The organism is Pseudorhodoplanes sinuspersici (assembly GCF_002119765.1).
Classification (GTDB): domain Bacteria; phylum Pseudomonadota; class Alphaproteobacteria; order Rhizobiales; family Xanthobacteraceae; genus Pseudorhodoplanes; species Pseudorhodoplanes sinuspersici.
The window spans coordinates 5,777,279-5,792,929 of the sequence record NZ_CP021112.1; the positions used below are offsets into that span (position 1 = coordinate 5,777,279).

General features: G+C 59.0%; 18 protein-coding genes and 1 tRNA gene. 4 read left to right on the forward strand and 15 right to left on the reverse strand.

Features of this window, described 5'->3' with window-relative positions:
* Positions 1–1,326 precede the first annotated feature (1,326 nt).
* The 9 genes from CAK95_RS28010 to CAK95_RS29480 all read right to left on the reverse strand — a co-directional run bounded on the left by CAK95_RS28010 (position 1,327) and on the right by CAK95_RS29480 (position 8,945).
* A complete protein-coding gene (locus CAK95_RS28010; protein WP_183044195.1) occupies positions 1,327–2,061 on the reverse strand; it encodes a GntR family transcriptional regulator in 735 nt (244 codons plus the stop codon).
* 1,137 nt (positions 2,062–3,198) lie between these two features.
* Positions 3,199–3,342: a hypothetical protein gene (locus CAK95_RS29470; protein WP_157699779.1), complete on the reverse strand. Its 144-nt coding sequence runs from the start codon at positions 3,340–3,342 to the stop codon at positions 3,199–3,201.
* A 10-nt stretch (positions 3,343–3,352) separates the two neighbouring features.
* On the reverse strand, positions 3,353–3,910 hold the full coding sequence (locus CAK95_RS28020; protein WP_086090955.1) for a hypothetical protein: 558 nt from the start codon (positions 3,908–3,910) through the stop codon (positions 3,353–3,355).
* Positions 3,911–4,184: 274 nt separating this feature from the next.
* A complete protein-coding gene (locus CAK95_RS29475; protein WP_157699780.1) occupies positions 4,185–4,355 on the reverse strand; it encodes a hypothetical protein in 171 nt (56 codons plus the stop codon).
* Between the two features lie 18 nt (positions 4,356–4,373).
* Positions 4,374–5,705 (reverse strand): RHS repeat-associated core domain-containing protein, encoded by a 1,332-nt coding sequence (locus CAK95_RS28025; RefSeq protein ID WP_157699781.1) that lies wholly within the window; start codon positions 5,703–5,705, stop codon positions 4,374–4,376.
* Between the two features lie 223 nt (positions 5,706–5,928).
* A tRNA-Glu gene (locus CAK95_RS28030) sits at positions 5,929–6,003 on the reverse strand.
* Between the two features lie 60 nt (positions 6,004–6,063).
* On the reverse strand, positions 6,064–7,266 hold the full coding sequence (locus tag CAK95_RS28035; RefSeq protein WP_245303553.1) for a M48 family metallopeptidase: 1,203 nt from the start codon (positions 7,264–7,266) through the stop codon (positions 6,064–6,066).
* A complete protein-coding gene (locus CAK95_RS28040; protein WP_342587977.1) occupies positions 7,250–8,407 on the reverse strand; it encodes a YjgN family protein in 1,158 nt (385 codons plus the stop codon). Before CAK95_RS28040 ends, CAK95_RS28035 begins: the two co-directional genes overlap by 17 nt.
* A 376-nt stretch (positions 8,408–8,783) precedes the next feature.
* On the reverse strand, positions 8,784–8,945 hold the full coding sequence (locus tag CAK95_RS29480; protein WP_157699782.1) for a hypothetical protein: 162 nt from the start codon (positions 8,943–8,945) through the stop codon (positions 8,784–8,786).
* A gap of 131 nt (positions 8,946–9,076) precedes the next feature.
* Here CAK95_RS29480 and CAK95_RS29485 point away from each other — a divergent pair, with 131 nt between their 5' ends.
* Positions 9,077–9,319: a hypothetical protein gene (locus CAK95_RS29485; protein WP_147413589.1), complete on the forward strand. Its 243-nt coding sequence runs from the start codon at positions 9,077–9,079 to the stop codon at positions 9,317–9,319.
* A 226-nt stretch (positions 9,320–9,545) separates the two neighbouring features.
* On the opposite strand, the gene CAK95_RS28045 is transcribed toward CAK95_RS29485, so the two are convergent.
* Together CAK95_RS28045 and CAK95_RS28050 are read right to left on the reverse strand one after the other, a co-directional pair.
* Positions 9,546–10,565 carry an NAD-dependent epimerase/dehydratase family protein gene (locus CAK95_RS28045; protein ID WP_086090957.1) on the reverse strand — a complete coding sequence of 340 codons (1,020 nt, stop codon included), beginning with the start codon at positions 10,563–10,565 and terminating at the stop codon, positions 9,546–9,548.
* A gap of 587 nt (positions 10,566–11,152) precedes the next feature.
* Entirely contained in the window at positions 11,153–11,464 is a 312-nt protein-coding gene (locus tag CAK95_RS28050; protein ID WP_120265379.1) for a hypothetical protein, read from the reverse strand.
* Positions 11,465–11,811: 347 nt separating this feature from the next.
* Between CAK95_RS28050 and CAK95_RS28055 the strand changes: the two genes are divergently transcribed.
* Positions 11,812–12,411: a PadR family transcriptional regulator gene (locus tag CAK95_RS28055; protein ID WP_086090959.1), complete on the forward strand. Its 600-nt coding sequence runs from the start codon at positions 11,812–11,814 to the stop codon at positions 12,409–12,411.
* A complete protein-coding gene (locus CAK95_RS28060) occupies positions 12,408–12,713 on the forward strand; it encodes a DUF2218 domain-containing protein (protein ID WP_086090960.1) in 306 nt (101 codons plus the stop codon). Before CAK95_RS28055 ends, CAK95_RS28060 begins: the two co-directional genes overlap by 4 nt.
* A 59-nt stretch (positions 12,714–12,772) precedes the next feature.
* On the opposite strand, the gene CAK95_RS28065 is transcribed toward CAK95_RS28060, so the two are convergent.
* From CAK95_RS28065 to CAK95_RS28080, 4 genes are all read right to left on the reverse strand, one after another.
* Positions 12,773–12,976, reverse strand: coding sequence for a hypothetical protein (locus tag CAK95_RS28065; RefSeq protein ID WP_120265380.1), 204 nt, complete (start codon positions 12,974–12,976; stop codon positions 12,773–12,775).
* A 329-nt stretch (positions 12,977–13,305) separates the two neighbouring features.
* Positions 13,306–13,608: a hypothetical protein gene (locus CAK95_RS28070; protein ID WP_147413591.1), complete on the reverse strand. Its 303-nt coding sequence runs from the start codon at positions 13,606–13,608 to the stop codon at positions 13,306–13,308.
* A gap of 104 nt (positions 13,609–13,712) precedes the next feature.
* On the reverse strand, positions 13,713–13,922 hold the full coding sequence (locus CAK95_RS28075) for a cold-shock protein (protein ID WP_086090963.1): 210 nt from the start codon (positions 13,920–13,922) through the stop codon (positions 13,713–13,715).
* Between the two features lie 217 nt (positions 13,923–14,139).
* Positions 14,140–14,493 (reverse strand): hypothetical protein, encoded by a 354-nt coding sequence (locus CAK95_RS28080; RefSeq protein WP_086090964.1) that lies wholly within the window; start codon positions 14,491–14,493, stop codon positions 14,140–14,142.
* Positions 14,494–14,523: 30 nt separating this feature from the next.
* Between CAK95_RS28080 and CAK95_RS28085 the strand changes: the two genes are divergently transcribed.
* Positions 14,524–15,519, forward strand: coding sequence for an RluA family pseudouridine synthase (locus CAK95_RS28085; protein WP_086090965.1), 996 nt, complete (start codon positions 14,524–14,526; stop codon positions 15,517–15,519).
* Positions 15,520–15,651: the final 132 nt, after the last annotated feature.

Sequence of the window (15,651 nt, forward strand, 5' to 3'; positions counted from 1 at the left end):
CGAAAGAATCCGGCGTTCCGCGCGCGGTGTTTGAGACTTGCTCTGCGACAACCCCGGAGGACAGACACCGTGGACCGGACGACACCGGGCGGCTCTTCTTGTTATCCTCCGCTGGTGACCCACGGCCGGTGAGCCGGATCATCGCAGCTTGGGCCTCCGCTGCATGCGATACGTCCTTCGCACCCAACGGCCACCGCTCCCCGCCCCGCCCCGCCCCGCCCCGCGTCTCACGACGCTCATGAAACGCCCTCTTCAGCGGGACGAGGTGAAAGGAAATAAATCCTATATCGAGGGAAATGTCAAGCGACGATTTTGCGCAAGGGCCATTATTTCAATTTCGGTCGTCCCCGCGACAGCGGGGATCCATACGCCGTGACGTTTCGATCGTGTTTGCTCTTCGGAAATTTCGGAGCAAGAACGGCAAGAACAAAAGGCAACTGTCGCTGCCACCACTATTGCGATCTGGACCGTCGGAAATGGTGGTCCCCTCCCGGCGCCGACGATCCTCATGGATAGCATCGTTCGCATTTCACCGTGGATGGGTGGGTCTCCATTACCACCATTGGGGCTGAGGCCAGCGCTCTCCTTGGCTCAAATGACTCATTCGGCGGCAGCGCCTCATATGCCGCCTGGATGTGTCAAGGAGACGATACAACGGTGCTCGGCCACTATCGCCGCACAAGATTTGTCATCAACACCACGATATGGGCGCCGCCAATCGATGGCGGCGCCCATTTTTATGCAGGCGCCCATTTCACTGCGGCGGTCAAGGCAATGATCTCTTGAGCGGCCGTGCCGTTCGAGCATCGACGCGCCTCTCCGTCACAAAACGCCGCAAACCAAAATGACGGCTGCGCGACGGGCAATCGCCGCACAGCCGTCAAGTCGTCGCAAAAAGTCTTTCAGGTGTAAAAATCACTTCCTCCGAAAAGTCCGCAAGGCTGCATCGGGTAACCCCAATCGCTTGAGGCCTGCGGCTCCGTATCGTCTCGGGCCTTCGCATCGCGCCGACATGGACATGTCCGAAATTGGACGCTTCCGAAATCTGCCCGTTCGGCCAAGAACTCATGCAAGGCTCGTGACGCAGAAAGATTCTGGCACGCGACTGTTATGATCTCAACCGATTGGTGCGCGGAGCGTTAGCGCTTCACAAGTCCGGTGACGAATAGCGGATTTTCGAATGCGCACGATCGAGGTTGCGCGCAGATAGCGATCGACGACACACAAAATAATGTGGAATGTGGTCGGCGCGCATCGATACGGCGTGTGCATGAATGCGAATGCAGGCGCGCCGTTATCGGCGCACTGCATCGCATCGCAATCCGGCTAGTTCAGTTCCGCCAGATAGTGCCGGCCTTCCATCAGGCATTGTCCGAGGCGCCATTCTGCGGGCTTGCCTTCGAGGGTGTAGATCACGCGATCGAGCCGCATGACCGTGGCCCCCTCCTCAACCTGCAGCGCCGCCGCCACATCGGGCGCCGCGGCGCCGATGGCCAGCCGCTCCTCGCCTTTACCGAGCAACACGCCGAATTGCTGCGCCAGCACTACGAAACGCTGGGAGGCGTCCTGATGCGTCGTCAGGTTAGGGAACAGCTTCGCAGGCATCGCTACATCCTCGAGCATATAGGGCTTGCCATCCGTCAACCGCAGGCGGCGGATACGGATCACCCGTTCGCGCAGACGCAGGCGCAAGCGCAGGCACTCGCGCTCATTCACCGTGGTCTCGAGAAGGTTCAGCACCTCCACGTCTCCACAGATCCGCTTGCCGTCACGGCCCCGGATGCTGTTGTAACGCTCCCGCTGCTCGCCGGACGATGGATCATTGACGAACGTGCCGCGGCCCTGGCGGCGAGTCAGCAAGCGCTCTGCTTCCGCCAGGTCCAGGGCCTTGCGCATCGTTCCGGGACTGACGCCGAACGTGCGTGCCAGCTCGTTTTCGTTCGGAATGGCCACGTGCGGCTTCCACTCGCCGGCGGCGATGCGCTGCGCAATGGCGTCACGGGCCTGAAGATACAGCGGGCGGGTCGAGAACCGACTGACCGAAATTCCATGATCGGGCATATCTCTTTCTGGCGAGTCTCGTTCTGGCAGATTTCTCATGGAACGTTCCCTTGAATTGACGCCTCGTTTCAATCGCTCAGGAGCCAGCAAATGGCTCAGGCCGCTCTGACTGATATGTCAGTAACAGGATGTGCATCGATCATGTCATCATCTCAAGGAAAGCGCGAAGACATCGCGTGAAGAGCGTTATTGTCCCGCTAGTGCGCCGACGGACAACGGACGAACGACAAAGGACAACGGATAAAGGATAGAGGACTGTAGGTTTGAGCACATCGCCAGAGCGTTTCGCGCGAACCGTCACGCAAAAATTGACATCACTCCGGGAACGTCCTGACCATCCAGGGGGTTTTCGTTTGAATCCGGAGGAGGCCTTCATGCCTGGCGCGGACAAACACCAACGTCGTTTCGAGAACCCCGCTCAACCGGAGAAAAATCGGGATATCAGGGGCGGGACTTATGACGTGGATCCCGCTAAAGCGAAGGACGTGGGACAGGGTGAGTATGGCGGTCAGCCGCCGGAGGGGCTTTCGCGTGAGCGCAAAGGTCCTCTTGGTCCGACACAAGGCCGCCGCCAAAGATAGTCACGCAGCGCTACGCCGGTCGAACCGAGAAGCCCGGCAATTCGAAGAATATGGTGTATGCTTTGATCTCCGTGCGCGCGCTGCTGAATTGTCCAGGGTGACGACGATGATATTCATCATCTGGCTTGGTGCATTGCTGACAATCGCTGGAGTACTGTACCTCGTGAAGCAAATTATCTGGCAAGGGCCGCTCAGCGGTCCGGCCCGGCGCCGACCGCGCGCAACCCTGGAGCCCCGCACTGGCCTCTTCGGACTTGCAACACATTGGCCCGGCCTGGCGCTTATCGCGCTTGGCGGCATTCTTCTATTAGCGGGCGCAGCTTTATTGGAGCCTCAGGTTCCCTAGTGTCCCGAATCCCAAGTCCGCATGACTATGCCGCACCTCTTTTGCGAACTTCGGCTTCGAGGGACACTGGCAATGTACTGATTCTAGTGTGATTGGGATCAGAAGCTCGCTTGGTGAGAGTGCAGCAACAATGAAGCGGACTTTCCGATCCACCACACTAGGATGTCGCGGCATTTGATGCCGCGTTGATTTTGCTTTGATGTGTTTTCTTCACGCGAACTGGCCGTCGTCGGGCAGCATCTCGTGCCCGGCATAGCTGCGTGTCGTCTGGCTGATGATGGCGCCGGCCGGATCGTCGGTGCCGTTCGGATGCCGCCGCTTGCCGAAGGCATCGTAAGACAGGCGCTCCACCACCGCCCCGGTCTCATTGGTGATGGTGGCGATCGAGCCGAGATGATCCTTGTGGAAGTATCGCGTGTAGGTGGTCTCGTCGCTGAAGTCGACGCATGCCGATCATCTCGCCACCGGCAAACAAATAATTGGTCCAGCGCACAGGACCGCTACTGGTGAACCGCTCGGCATTCACGCCGCTGCCCCGCGGGTCCCACAGATACAGCGTCATGCCGCTGGGTGTTGATTGACGGAAGCGGTGATGCTCGGGATCGTAACTGATGAGGATAGTTGTCGTACCGCGGGTGATATATGTCGGCATGTCGAACGATCTATATTCGTATGACAGCCCCGCTCCTGAGGTCACATTGCCATTCTGGTCATAAGTGAAGGTCGTAGTCAGCGCACCGCCGCTGATACCCGTCACCGCATGCGGACGCGGCTGGCCTGGCGCCGGATAGCTGTAGGTCCCGACATCCGACTTCGAGAGAAGGTTGCCGATCGCATTATAGGTGAAGGTTTTGGCCGGATTCATCCCGACGGTGGCCGAGGTCAGACGATTGAGCGCGTCATAGCGGAAGCTCTCGCTCAAGCGGTATTGGCATCGGCACGGCTCAGCTAGTTGCCGAGATCATAGGTGTAGGTGAAGTTCTGGACGCTGTTGCCCGCGCCCGCCTGAATGCTGGTAAGCAGCCCGCTCGCTCGGTTGCCTCAAGGCGTCGGATAAATTTCGGCACATAGAGGTGCGATCCGGATGCGCTACGATTCATCCGGACTACGTTTGCTGCGATGGCGACCTAGCCCGATTCGGTCGGAATCAGCGTCGGCTCGTCACGCAACAACACATCGCCCGGACGTATCCTATGTTAACGCGGGCGGGCCGCATCTTCCTCATTATGCAAATCAAATACGCGACCTTCACCGTATTCCGCCTCCAAACGCCTTTTGGCATCATCCAAGTTTTCTGCAGCTACACTTACACGTTGCCCCGGCTTTTCCGGATCATCTGACCAAATCATCGCTTTATAGATTTTCATGTAGCGACCCTCGATCTGCTAGCGATATGGCGCAAGACAAGCCCCACTATTGCAGAAAGCTCCAATTGTCGTTCCGGGACCATTCAGAAGATTTTTGATCTGCCCTGGCGATAGCTCGGGGAGATTATAGACTGTCACGCCGGGCAGATTTCCGAACCGAGCAACATCTGCTCGGAAAAGGCTTACATCCACTGCCATTGCTCCAGTTATCTCGCCATGGACACCACTTAGAATATTAACATTGCCTCTATACAGCCCGCTATTAACAAAGGGAGCAATGTCATTCTGATTAATAAGACCTACCGAAGTTACGACTTTCCCTCCGACAGCATTGGTTTCCGAAGTAAGGACGCCTCCGAGACCGCTTAGCCCGCGTGATGCTGCACTCTCAGCGGCTCTGACGCCAGCACCAGCGCGTGTACTTAGCCCAAGCGTAGCGACTCCAAGCGCTGCATCGGCAATCGAAACAGTGCCATATATCGCCGCGCTACCATAGTTACCAGCCCAGAACTCCTGCTGCGCCAATCCAGCATAATGCGCACCCGGAACAAGATCGAGCGTGCCTTGCAACAGGGCTTGGCCTGTCCCTCCGCTGACATACCGATAAGCATTGCCGTTGACGGCCGCCCCCGCTCCTCCCGGCGCTGCATCTGTCGCCGGACTATGGGCTGTATTGTTGACAGTCTTGCCGCTCTTCACACCCGGCACGTGTGGCGCATTGTTTTGCAACGACGAAGCTGCCGTTACGGAGCTCAGGCGCGTGGTATAGTTGTTTCCGGAGAGATAGACGCCGCCTGATCCATCAGGACCTCCGGAAAATCCATACACATTACCGAAGTGGATCCCGCTGCAATAACACCCGGTGCCAAATCCGTAGACGAACAGATCGCCATAGGTGAAGCTAAAGGGATTACCACCACTACTCACATCTATTATGGGAAGAGGGTGAGGCCCAGGGCCATTAAACTCATGCCCCGTCGGATCTGTATATTTCAGCGGGTTGTTGATGACGTAGCTGTAGCGGTTCCAGGCCTGGCTGTTGGCAGCGTCGGGCACAATGGTGTCGGCCGTGGTGACGCGGCCGATATACGGATCGTAGAGCCGCGCATTCATGTTCACGAGGCCGACATCGGACAGCATCTCGTGCCCGGTGTAGCTGCGCGTCGTCTGGCTGGTGATGGCGCCGGCCGGATCGTCGGTGCCGTTCGGATGCCGCCGCTTGCCGAAGGCATCGTAGGATAGCCGCTCGACGACCACACCAGTCTCGTTGGTGATGGTGGCGATCGAGCCGAGATGATCCTTGTGGAAGTAGCGCGTATAGGTGGTCTCGTCGCTGAAGTCGACGCGCATGCCGATCATCTCGCCACCGGCAAACAGATAATTGGTCCAGCGTACAGGGCCACTGCTGCCGCTGAACCGCTCGGCGTACACGCCGCTGCCGCGCGGATCCCACAGATAAAGCGTCGTGCCGTCCGGAGCTATTGGCGCCTACGCTGGTGCGCCGGATCGTAGTTGAGTGTGTTTGGGAAAACCGGCAAAAAGTGAAAGGAAATCAACATGGAATGATCAGAGCTGGCGCTCCCTAGGGGAATCGAACCCCTGTTTCAGCCTTGAGAGGGCCGCGTCCTAACCGCTAGACGAAGGGAGCGTTGGCCCCTCAGATAGCCGCGTTCGGCCGGACGTGCAAGCAAAGGTCGCGGGCGCCGCCTCACCTGCCCTCCTTCGCGGCCTTATCCTTCTCCTGATTAGCCGTCCTGCGGGGCGGCCGGGCACCGGCGCTGGTATGTCCACGCTCCGCCTTGCAGATGTCCTTCAGCGCCTTCCACTCCTCTCCGGTCAGGATCGGCGCGCCGGTGACCGGGCGAGCGTCCTTTTTCATCCGCTCCAGCCGCTCGGCGCTGACCGGATGACTGTCGATGATGGTCGCGACCCGGCTGCCGCCGGTCATCCGCACCAGCAATTCGCCGAGCGGTTCGGGCGAGCGGCCGAGCGCATGCATGCCGTGGATGGCGAAATCGTCCGCCCGCGTCTCGGCATCGCGCGAATAGGACGCATCGAGGATCGAGCGCGCGGCAAACAGCACCGCGCCACCGCCCATCACATCGCCGAACAAAAGGCCGATCAGGAACGACGAGCCGCCGGTCTGGATCATCTTGCGCAGGCCGTCGCGATTGTGCGCGTGGCCGAGCTCATGCGCCAGCACGCCGGCGACTTCATCGACATCGCGCGCCTTGGCCAGCAAACCGTCCAGCAGATACACCTTGCCGCCGGGCAGCGCGAAGGCGTTGGGAATGGACGATGACAACACATGCGCGTCGAGCGGCGTATCGAAACCGCTCGCGTCCTTCAGCTTGGTTACCAGCTTGGTGAACGCCGCCTGCCCTTGCGGGTCGGTGCATTCCCTGCCGCCGAGAATGGCGCGCGCCTGCCGGTCCACCGCCTCCCCCATCCGCTGTTCGATTGCGAACGGAACAAGCGGCGCCATGCGATCGGCAATCAACGGAATGCCGAACACGGTGACCAGAATGATCGAACACGCCGCCGCCAGCGACCAGGCGACGATGCGGCCGGTCTGCTTGCCCGATTGCGCGGCATCAAGCGAGGGACACAGCGCAGCAATGCGGCCAGCCGTGGCCTTGTCCTCGATCTCCAGCCGCGCCAGCGCCGGCGCCGAGACCGAACTCAATCGCATCGCCCGCGTGGAATCGACCTGCCGGATATCGGCATAAGGCCAGGAGGCAATGACACTGCCGTCTTCGACGATATCGAGCTGCGTGTTGAATTGCAGATCGACGCGCCGCTTGCGGTTGGAGCTGCCGTCGTAGAACACGGCGGCGACATCGTTTTCCGGTGGCGGCAGAGCGGCGTCGCCGCGTGCGCCATCGGGCATATGATCAGAAACCGCCGACATCAAGACTATCCGCAAAACCTTCGCCAAGCGCATTCACCGCATCGCCCTGGGCGGTGACATTATCGGCGGCCTCGAGGTGATGCACCACGGTCGTCCCGGCCACCTTCGCCCAGATATCGCGCATCAGATAAAGGCGCATGACGATGTTGAAGCCGATCGCCATCAGAAGATAACCCAAGCCAAGCGCAACGAGGATCGCCGGGTGAGCGGTGACCATCGCCATCTTGAGTTCGGTCGAACCGGCGGACGGCGCAACTGTCGCCATGCCGATGCCGAACACCGCACCGAACCACACGCCGAGCAGCGCGGCGAACAGCACCATCCAGCCGACGAGCTTCCAGTAAACGCCGAGCAGATCGCCGATATCGAGATCATTCTCGAATTTCACCGCGCCGAGGCGAAGGCCCGACATCCACCAGCGCCACTCGATCGCCTTGTACATCGCATAGATGAACGGCAACGGGACAATCATGAACGCCGCCGGCCAGGCGAGCAGCCACAGCCACCAGCCCTGTTTGAAGAAGCTGCCGCCGGTGCCTTCGAACGAGCCCTGCAGATCGCCATAGGCTGTGTGGCGCATCTTGAAGCGTTCAAGCGCCGCATTGCGCCACGGCAAGGCGAGACCCAGTGTCACGACCGTGAACGCGCCCCACAACGCCGCACGCCAGGCATAGCTCCAGCCGGAACCGCCCATCCAGAAGCGCACGCCGCGCCAAATGGTGCGGGTCAGGCGATAGCGCCGCGCGCGGTACATCGCGAAATGCGAGAACAGATAGAAGAAGGCGATCAGCGGAATGGAGGCGAAGGCCTGGTAGCGTTCGGCTTCCAGGCCGATGAAGAAATAGATCAGATAGATCGGCACGAGGATCGCCAGCGCCACCAGGAAGCCGATCAGCAGTTCCTTCGCCGTGCCGGTATATTCCGCCGTGTCGCCGCCAACCGATGTGTGCGACCACAGATGCCGGCGCATGTCGGTAGCGAGCCAGAAGCGATAGAAGCCAAGCGTGATCAGCTCGAGCCACGAGCCGCGGGTCAGCATCTTGCGGAATTCGGGGCGCTCGCCAGTGAAGGTGACGCCCTGTGGCGCCGATGGCTGCCGCGGAGGAACCGACGGAACGGAGGCTGGCATAGGCATATGCATGACGATCACTCAAAGCTGGCTGTCGGCGCGCGATCGGAGAACATCCCCCCGCTCTCTTACGCCCCATGGATGGATTGGCCTTATGCCCTGAGACGATGTCAGCACGATTCCGGTTCAATGACCATGACGCGGCTGTGACGGGGTTTACGGTTCGTTGGAGGAATTGAAAACAGCGCCTCTTTGCCCTCCCCCTTATTGGGAGAGTCAGGAAAACAAGACGTGTGAAAACCGCCCTGTCTTTTTGCCGGCGCGGGCGCGTCCACCGTCCCCACCGCCGCTTCATGCCCTCTTGCATGGCCCGCCGACGCGGGATGCACGGGTCAAGCCCGCGCAGGACGACGTCCACTTGGCCGGATCAAGACCCAACGGCGCGAATCTATCTGAAAAACAGCCACCAGATCACTGCGCCGGTCATACCGGCCATACCCATCATGATGCCGACCAGCAAAATCCCGAACAGCACAAAATAGATGCGATCGACGAGTTTCTCCCGGTTCTCGGCATATGGCCGGGCCGCTATTCCAAAATTGCGTGCCATGCGATTCACCGCTGCTGACGAGATTATGCTGGATGCATCACACCGTTCGCGGCCTGAACCCGCGGACCGTCGTAACGATCGGAATCGTTATCACAAAGTAACCAGTCTTGCGATATTGGATTGCACGCGCGATGCCACTCGTGATGACCCGTTGCCGCCATCATTGGAAAATCCGACGTTTCTTCAAAGACAGCAAAACAGGCGGCACAATGCCAAATGTGGCGATGTTTGTTGGGCGCAACATACATCGACACAGCTGGAGCGATAATCAGCTCATGACAATTAAAGCAAGTCATTGGCATGAGTTTTCCTCCATGGGATTCGGTTCCGTATTTTTGTACCTGTTTCCCATGCCGGCCGGCTGCCGCAAATGACTTACATCAATGACATGCAGGTTCCCTTGTCCGAAATATTTGTGACTGCGACACAATGCACGTTGCACAGCTTGGCAATTTTCAAATTCCAGCTTTTCGCCGGGCCGCGGCCGTCTCTGACTTGACTTTCCTGGAACCGCAAACGGTCTCCACCTTCAACCTCGGCAAGGCTGAAGCCTGAGAACGCCGGCAAGCTCAGGACAAAGGATCGCGGCAGATTGTAAGATCAGAAGCATAAAGCCGACATCGCCAGGAGTGTCGCAGAGCGCTTATCCGGACGAAACCATTGCAAATACCAGTTCACGGTATCACGCAGCCCTTTTTCAAAGCTGCGTAGCGGCGTCCAATTGAGCGTTTTCCGGGCCTTGTCGCAAGACAAGAACATGGATGGTATTTCGTGCGTGATGGTGTTGGCGATCGTTGGTTTTTGCCGGCACCGCGCAATTTCAAGAATATCATCGACGATGTCGATAACTGACATTTGCACTTCATGGGAGAAATTGAATACCTCACCTCGCAGCTCCGGCCTGCTTGAAAGCCGCTCCGCCAACATGAGGTGCGCATGAGCCGCCTCTTCGATGCCAAGAAAATCTCGAACGAAACGTCCGTTGGAACGGAGCTCCGGCTGCTCTCCAAGAGCACAACATCTGGAGATATAAGGAATGATGCGCGTGAAATTAAAATCGTAAGGGCCAAAGAAATTTGCGCAGCGTGTCACCGCAACATTCATACCATAGACCTTGCCGAAGCTTTGGGTCAGCAGATCCTGGGATGCTTTGGCCACCTCCTGTGGATGCCGGGGCTCAAGCGGCTGTGTCTCCCGGTAGGGTAATTCCAGAGAGCCGTAGGCCTTGTCGGACGAGCACACCACCATGACACATTCGGGACGCTGTTGCCGGATGATATCGAGCAAGTGCCAGGTGCTCTCGACAGTCGAGCGCAAGCATCCGATCGGATCCGCAAGGGTTGCCTGCACGCCTCCACCGGCCATGGCGGTATGAAAGATCACATCGATACGGTGGCGATCGATTGTGTCCTCAAGCAGCTTTTTGTCGCACACATCGCCAACGATCAGCGCGACGCGCCGATCAAGCCCGCGCAGGAACAACTGAGAATCTTTTTTGTCGCGCCGCACGAGCGCCGCAACCTTTGCGCCGCGCTCAAGCAACTCGTGAACGAGCCAGCCACCCAGAAAGCCAGTGGCGCCCGTCACCAAAACCGATTTGTCTTGCCAGAAAACACCCATTGATGACCCCTTTCTACGCTTTCAATAGAGGTCGCGCGTGAACCGAAAAACGCTTGTCGGGCACCCTCAATATCGAGCGGTCAATCAAATTACGCTTCTCAGCCTTCTCCGGTCGAGTTCCGCCGGCCGAACACAATGAGTTCAAATGAACCGATATCGGATATTTTGGTATCAACTCCATACGCCTGACCACAGGCGCTTTGGCGTTGTATTGGTGTCACTTTTACCAATTTTGAGAGTCGTCAAGTCCTGCCCGTGACGTCTTGCCTCCCATCGAATGGGAATAGCAGAGAGAGAGAGGGAGAACCGGAAAGACTCCGGTTCATTCGTCAACGGATCGCTATTGCAAACGGTGCAGGTTCGGAGAGAGCCGGGAAAATCCGCGGCACATAATCGTCTGACCTGGTGGGGATTGGCGCTGGCCAGGCGATCAGACTCACGCGCTTTTCTTGTTGGGCCAGTATCAACAACGAAGTTCTGCGCGAATATTGACGCAGCGGTGTCCGGTCAATCAAGATGCGTTTCTACCGACAAAAGCAGCCATGCCCGACACCGTCCTCATGTCCGATACAGTCATGCCGACCGGTCTAAACACCATCTTTCGGGTTGCTCTTGCCTGTCAGAGACAGCCGCAATTGCTCGACGACCCGCAGCGCCTCCGGGACATGGCCGGCATCTGCACCACGCGCGATGCTGAGTTTCTCGAGAAGGTCCGCTGCATTGTCGAAGGCTTTCGCAAAGAGCGATCCGAGCGGGATCCTGGAATTTCCAATCACCGTGACCGTTTCGATGATGAGTGCCTGTAGCGCGAGGGTTTCTGCCGACAGCGAAGCGATCTTCGCCTGATGGGCGGCGACCATTTGCTGTAAAGCCTCAAGTTCGTCCAGTGGATCTGCCATGGCGGCACCTCGGCAACCTGGATGTCTTGCATTCCATGGACCGGACAGGACGACGCGAAGCGTATGAGTGTTATCGCCGGCCGGGCGGGCTCTTTGGCATCCCCGGACTTTCCGTCTCGCGGGCAACCCCAATGGGGGCGATCCGAGCACGAGTACAACTTCAGCCATAGAAGAGTCGTGGCGCGATTCGCAATCAAAATTCACACAGCAATGATGTGAGACGCCGCTCAGGTGGCCGCCAGCAAGGAACGTCCGGCCGAGGCATAGGAATAAATGGCTTTCCGGAGCCATCTCGATCGATTTCGATATATCTTGAAATACGATATATCGAGACCTATATCGCGGTCATGAAACACAGACACAGAGGCGGCCCAGGCCGCGAATTCAGCCATTCCCAACACTCAGACCAAGACGCAGGCGACGAGCGTCATCCTCATCGCCGCGGCCGCCATGCCGGCCTCCGGGAGGGCGGCGGCCGGCACGGCCGGCGGCTTTTCGATTATGGCGAGCTTCGGTTGCTGGTTCTGGCGATGATCGCCGAAGAGCCGCGCCACGGCTACGAACTGATGCGCGCGATCGAAGAGCGCATGGGCGGCAGCTACAGTCCAAGTCCCGGCGTCATCTACCCGACCCTCTCCTGGATCGAAGACATGGGCTATGCCGTGGTCGAAACCGAAGACTCAGGCCGCAAGCGTTACCGCGTGACGCCGGAAGGCGAAGCGTCCATTGCCGCCAACAAACCCGCCATCGATGCCTTGTTCGCGCGGATCGGCATGGCCGGCAAAGGCCGCCGCGAAGGCGTGCCGGCGCCGATCATCCGGGCGATGGAAAATCTGAAACTCGCGCTGCGCCTCCGGCTCAGGAACGGGCCGGTGGATCAGGCGGATGCCGCACGCATTGCCGAAGCGATCGACGAAGCGGCGCAGAAGGTGGAGCGCAGCGCATGAATACCACGACCACGCATCGCGTGCGGAGCATCGCCGAGGTCGTAACGCCGGTCCCTGCGCGCTACCTCGCCCAGCTCTGCAAGCATTTTCAACACAAGCTCGATGTCGCGTTCGACAGCCAGTCAGGACACATCGTGTTCCCGTTAGGCGATTGCCGCCTCACGGCCGGCGACAGCACACTGACATTGTCTGCGGAGGCCGACGATCAGGAGAAACTCGCAAAGTTGCAGGATGTCGTCGCGCGGCATCTCGTTCGTTTTGCATTTCGCGAGGAGATGCAGATCGACTGGCGCGCGGCCTGAGGCAAGCCTTGCGCCGAAAGGGCTGTTGTTGTCTGAAACCCGCTTCGCATTTTTCGGCATCATGCTCCCGGCGCTTTGTCCTTTTTCTTCGCGACCGGGTACAGCACGCCACAGGCGGTACACCGAAACACATTCACAACGGCTTCGACGGCTTTGTGCATCGGCGCCAGCACCGTGTTTGCACCACAGAGTGGACAGTTCGGTGTTGCAATCGCATCGCTATGACTATCGGGCTTGATATCAGACGTTTTGAAATCGGACATGAGAAAGCCTCCTCTGCTTGCGCGCAGAAAATTTCTCTCCGAATTGTCGGGTGAGCTGATGCCGTTGAGCGGCACAGGATCAACGCGTTCGCACGGGGATCGGTGCCATAACGAAATGCTGACAGGATTTTGAAAAAATGCGGGAACCCGCAAATTGCGAGCGGCAGCAGTGCATCACCCGCTCATTCTCGCCCAAGCGGGAATCCAGTTCTAAAGCTTCCGAGTGCGCCGCTTTCGCGCGACGTCCGCGGGATGAGCGGGTGGAAGGGTTATTCAGCTGAAGGAAAAAATGAGAAAACCTGAGTGTGAGTAGACAGAGCAGCCCTGCCCTATCGCTTCTTTTTCTTCTTTGGCTTCGTGGATTCTTTTGTCTTCTTCACCGGAGTGAGATCCGGAATCGGCTGGCCGGCATCTCTGGCCAGACGCGCGGCGCGCAACGCCGCCATCCGATCGACTGCGGATGTCTGACGGTCGTTATATTCCTTCAGCGCCGCTATCTTGTCCGCCTCGGTCTGCTTGCCAATCATCGATAAAGCCTCAGCGATCATCGTCGAACTTGTTAAGCAGTCCGGAAATGCAGCAACAACTCCGCCCTTCGCGGGAATGTTTGCGAAGGGCAGAGCCGGCAGCAACGCTCAACGCATCATGCGATCCGGTAAACGCATCGCTGCCTTGAAAAGCAACCTTCGCCAGTACATCCGTGGTCGAGGATCGCTTTGCTGTTCATGCGCCGATGTTATGCGGCGCGCAGGTTGTCGGCCGAAGACTTGCCAGTCTTGCGGTCGGCACGGACTTCGAAGGAGACCTTCTGGCCTTCATTCAGTCCCGACAAGCCGGCACGTTCGACGGCACTGATGTGCACGAAAACGTCCTGACCGCCGTCATCCGGCTGAATGAATCCGAAACCTTTGGTGCCGTTGAACCACTTCACGGTTCCCGTCTGCATGGGAGCCAATCCTTTAGATATGCGTGTATAGAGCCGCGCGTTAACGCAGCCGGTTTAGTCGAGTTTTAGGAGTGAATGTCGTTGTCAGGCGCGTAGTGCGCGGCAGGCCAAGTCGTTCGGCCCGAAAGCTCGATGAAACCATGTATAGACATCTTTGAAGGAATTACAACCCGACGGCAGCCGATCTTTTCACCGCCACAATTCGCGGGGTCGCTCATTACGGCTCGCTGGCGAACCGCAAACGTCCCGCAGGCTGCAGCGAGCGCGCATCGAAAGTGCGGATTTCGGTAGTACCGCCGACGTCGAGCGTCACCACCACACGGTCTCCCGCAATCGCCGTCGACAGCACCTTGGCTCCCTTCGGCAGCATCGACACCACATCGACATTGACCGGCGCGCTTCCCTCGCTGCGAAAAACCCGGTAGCCGATCATGACGATGACGACGGAAATGCCGAGCAAGGTGGCAAAGCCCGACAGCATCGACATTCTGCGGACACGGTTGACCACCGCCTGCGCGCCGGGATCGAGTGGTTTGCCGTCAGGGTCTTTGAGATCGTCGGTCGAAGACATGGTTGAAACTTGCAGGGCCAGACTGGTGTGATGACGGAAGAACAGGTTGAGACGGTGCAGGTCGGGGCGGAGCAATCCGGCGACCGGCTCGACCGCATGCTTGCCTCCGGGCTCCCGGCCCTGTCGCGTACGCGGCTGAAGGCGCTGATCCTGGATGGCGCCGTGACGGCCGGCGGCCGCACCATCCTTGATCCGGGGTATCGCGTCAAATCCGGCGAACTGCTGCAGGTTCATGTGCCGCCGCCGGAACCAGCCGAGCCCGAAGGCGAGAACATCCCGCTCTCGATCTTGTATGAAGACGACGAGTTGATCGTGATCGACAAGCCGGCCGGCCTCGTGGTCCATCCGGCCGCGGGGCATCAGACCGGCACGTTGGTGAATGCGCTGATTGCCCATTGCGGGGCATCGCTGTCGGGCATCGGCGGGGTGATGCGGCCAGGCATCGTGCACCGTCTGGATAAGGACACCTCGGGGGTGATGGTGGTGGCCAAGACCGACCGCGCCCATAAGGCCTTGTCGGAGCAATTCGCCGATCATGGCCGCACCGGCCCCTTGGAGCGTGCCTATCTCGCTTTCGCCTGGGGCGTCCCGGAGCGGCCTCGCGGCACGATCGAGGCGCCGATCGACCGGCACCCCCACTCCCGCGACAAAATGGCAGTGCGCGGCAGCGGCCGCGAGGCCATCACCCATTGGGACGTCAGGGAGAAATATGCCGGCGCCGACGGCAAACCGGTGGCCAGCCTGATCGAATGCCGGCTGGAGACCGGCCGGACGCACCAGATCCGAGTGCATCTGGCGCATATCGGCCATCCGATTCTCGGCGACGAAACTTACGCGACTGGCTTTAAAACCAAGGCCGCCCGGCTTCCATTACCTGCGCAGGACGCTTTGGAGGGGCTTGGAAGACAGGCTCTTCATGCTTACTTGCTGGCTTTCCAACACCCACAATCGGGCAAGATCGAGCAATTCCGGTCGGAACTGCCGATCCCACTCGCCCGTTTGCGTAATAGCTTGTCAGGCAGGTAACCAAGGCCGGCTTCGACCGTGGTTTCTGAAAAATATGAACTAAATCATAGACTTAATCCGCGGCTTTCGGTCACCGATAGGTGACAGGATTGTAACTTCCCTTCCGGGGGTGAGTCTCATATTCTGCATCCG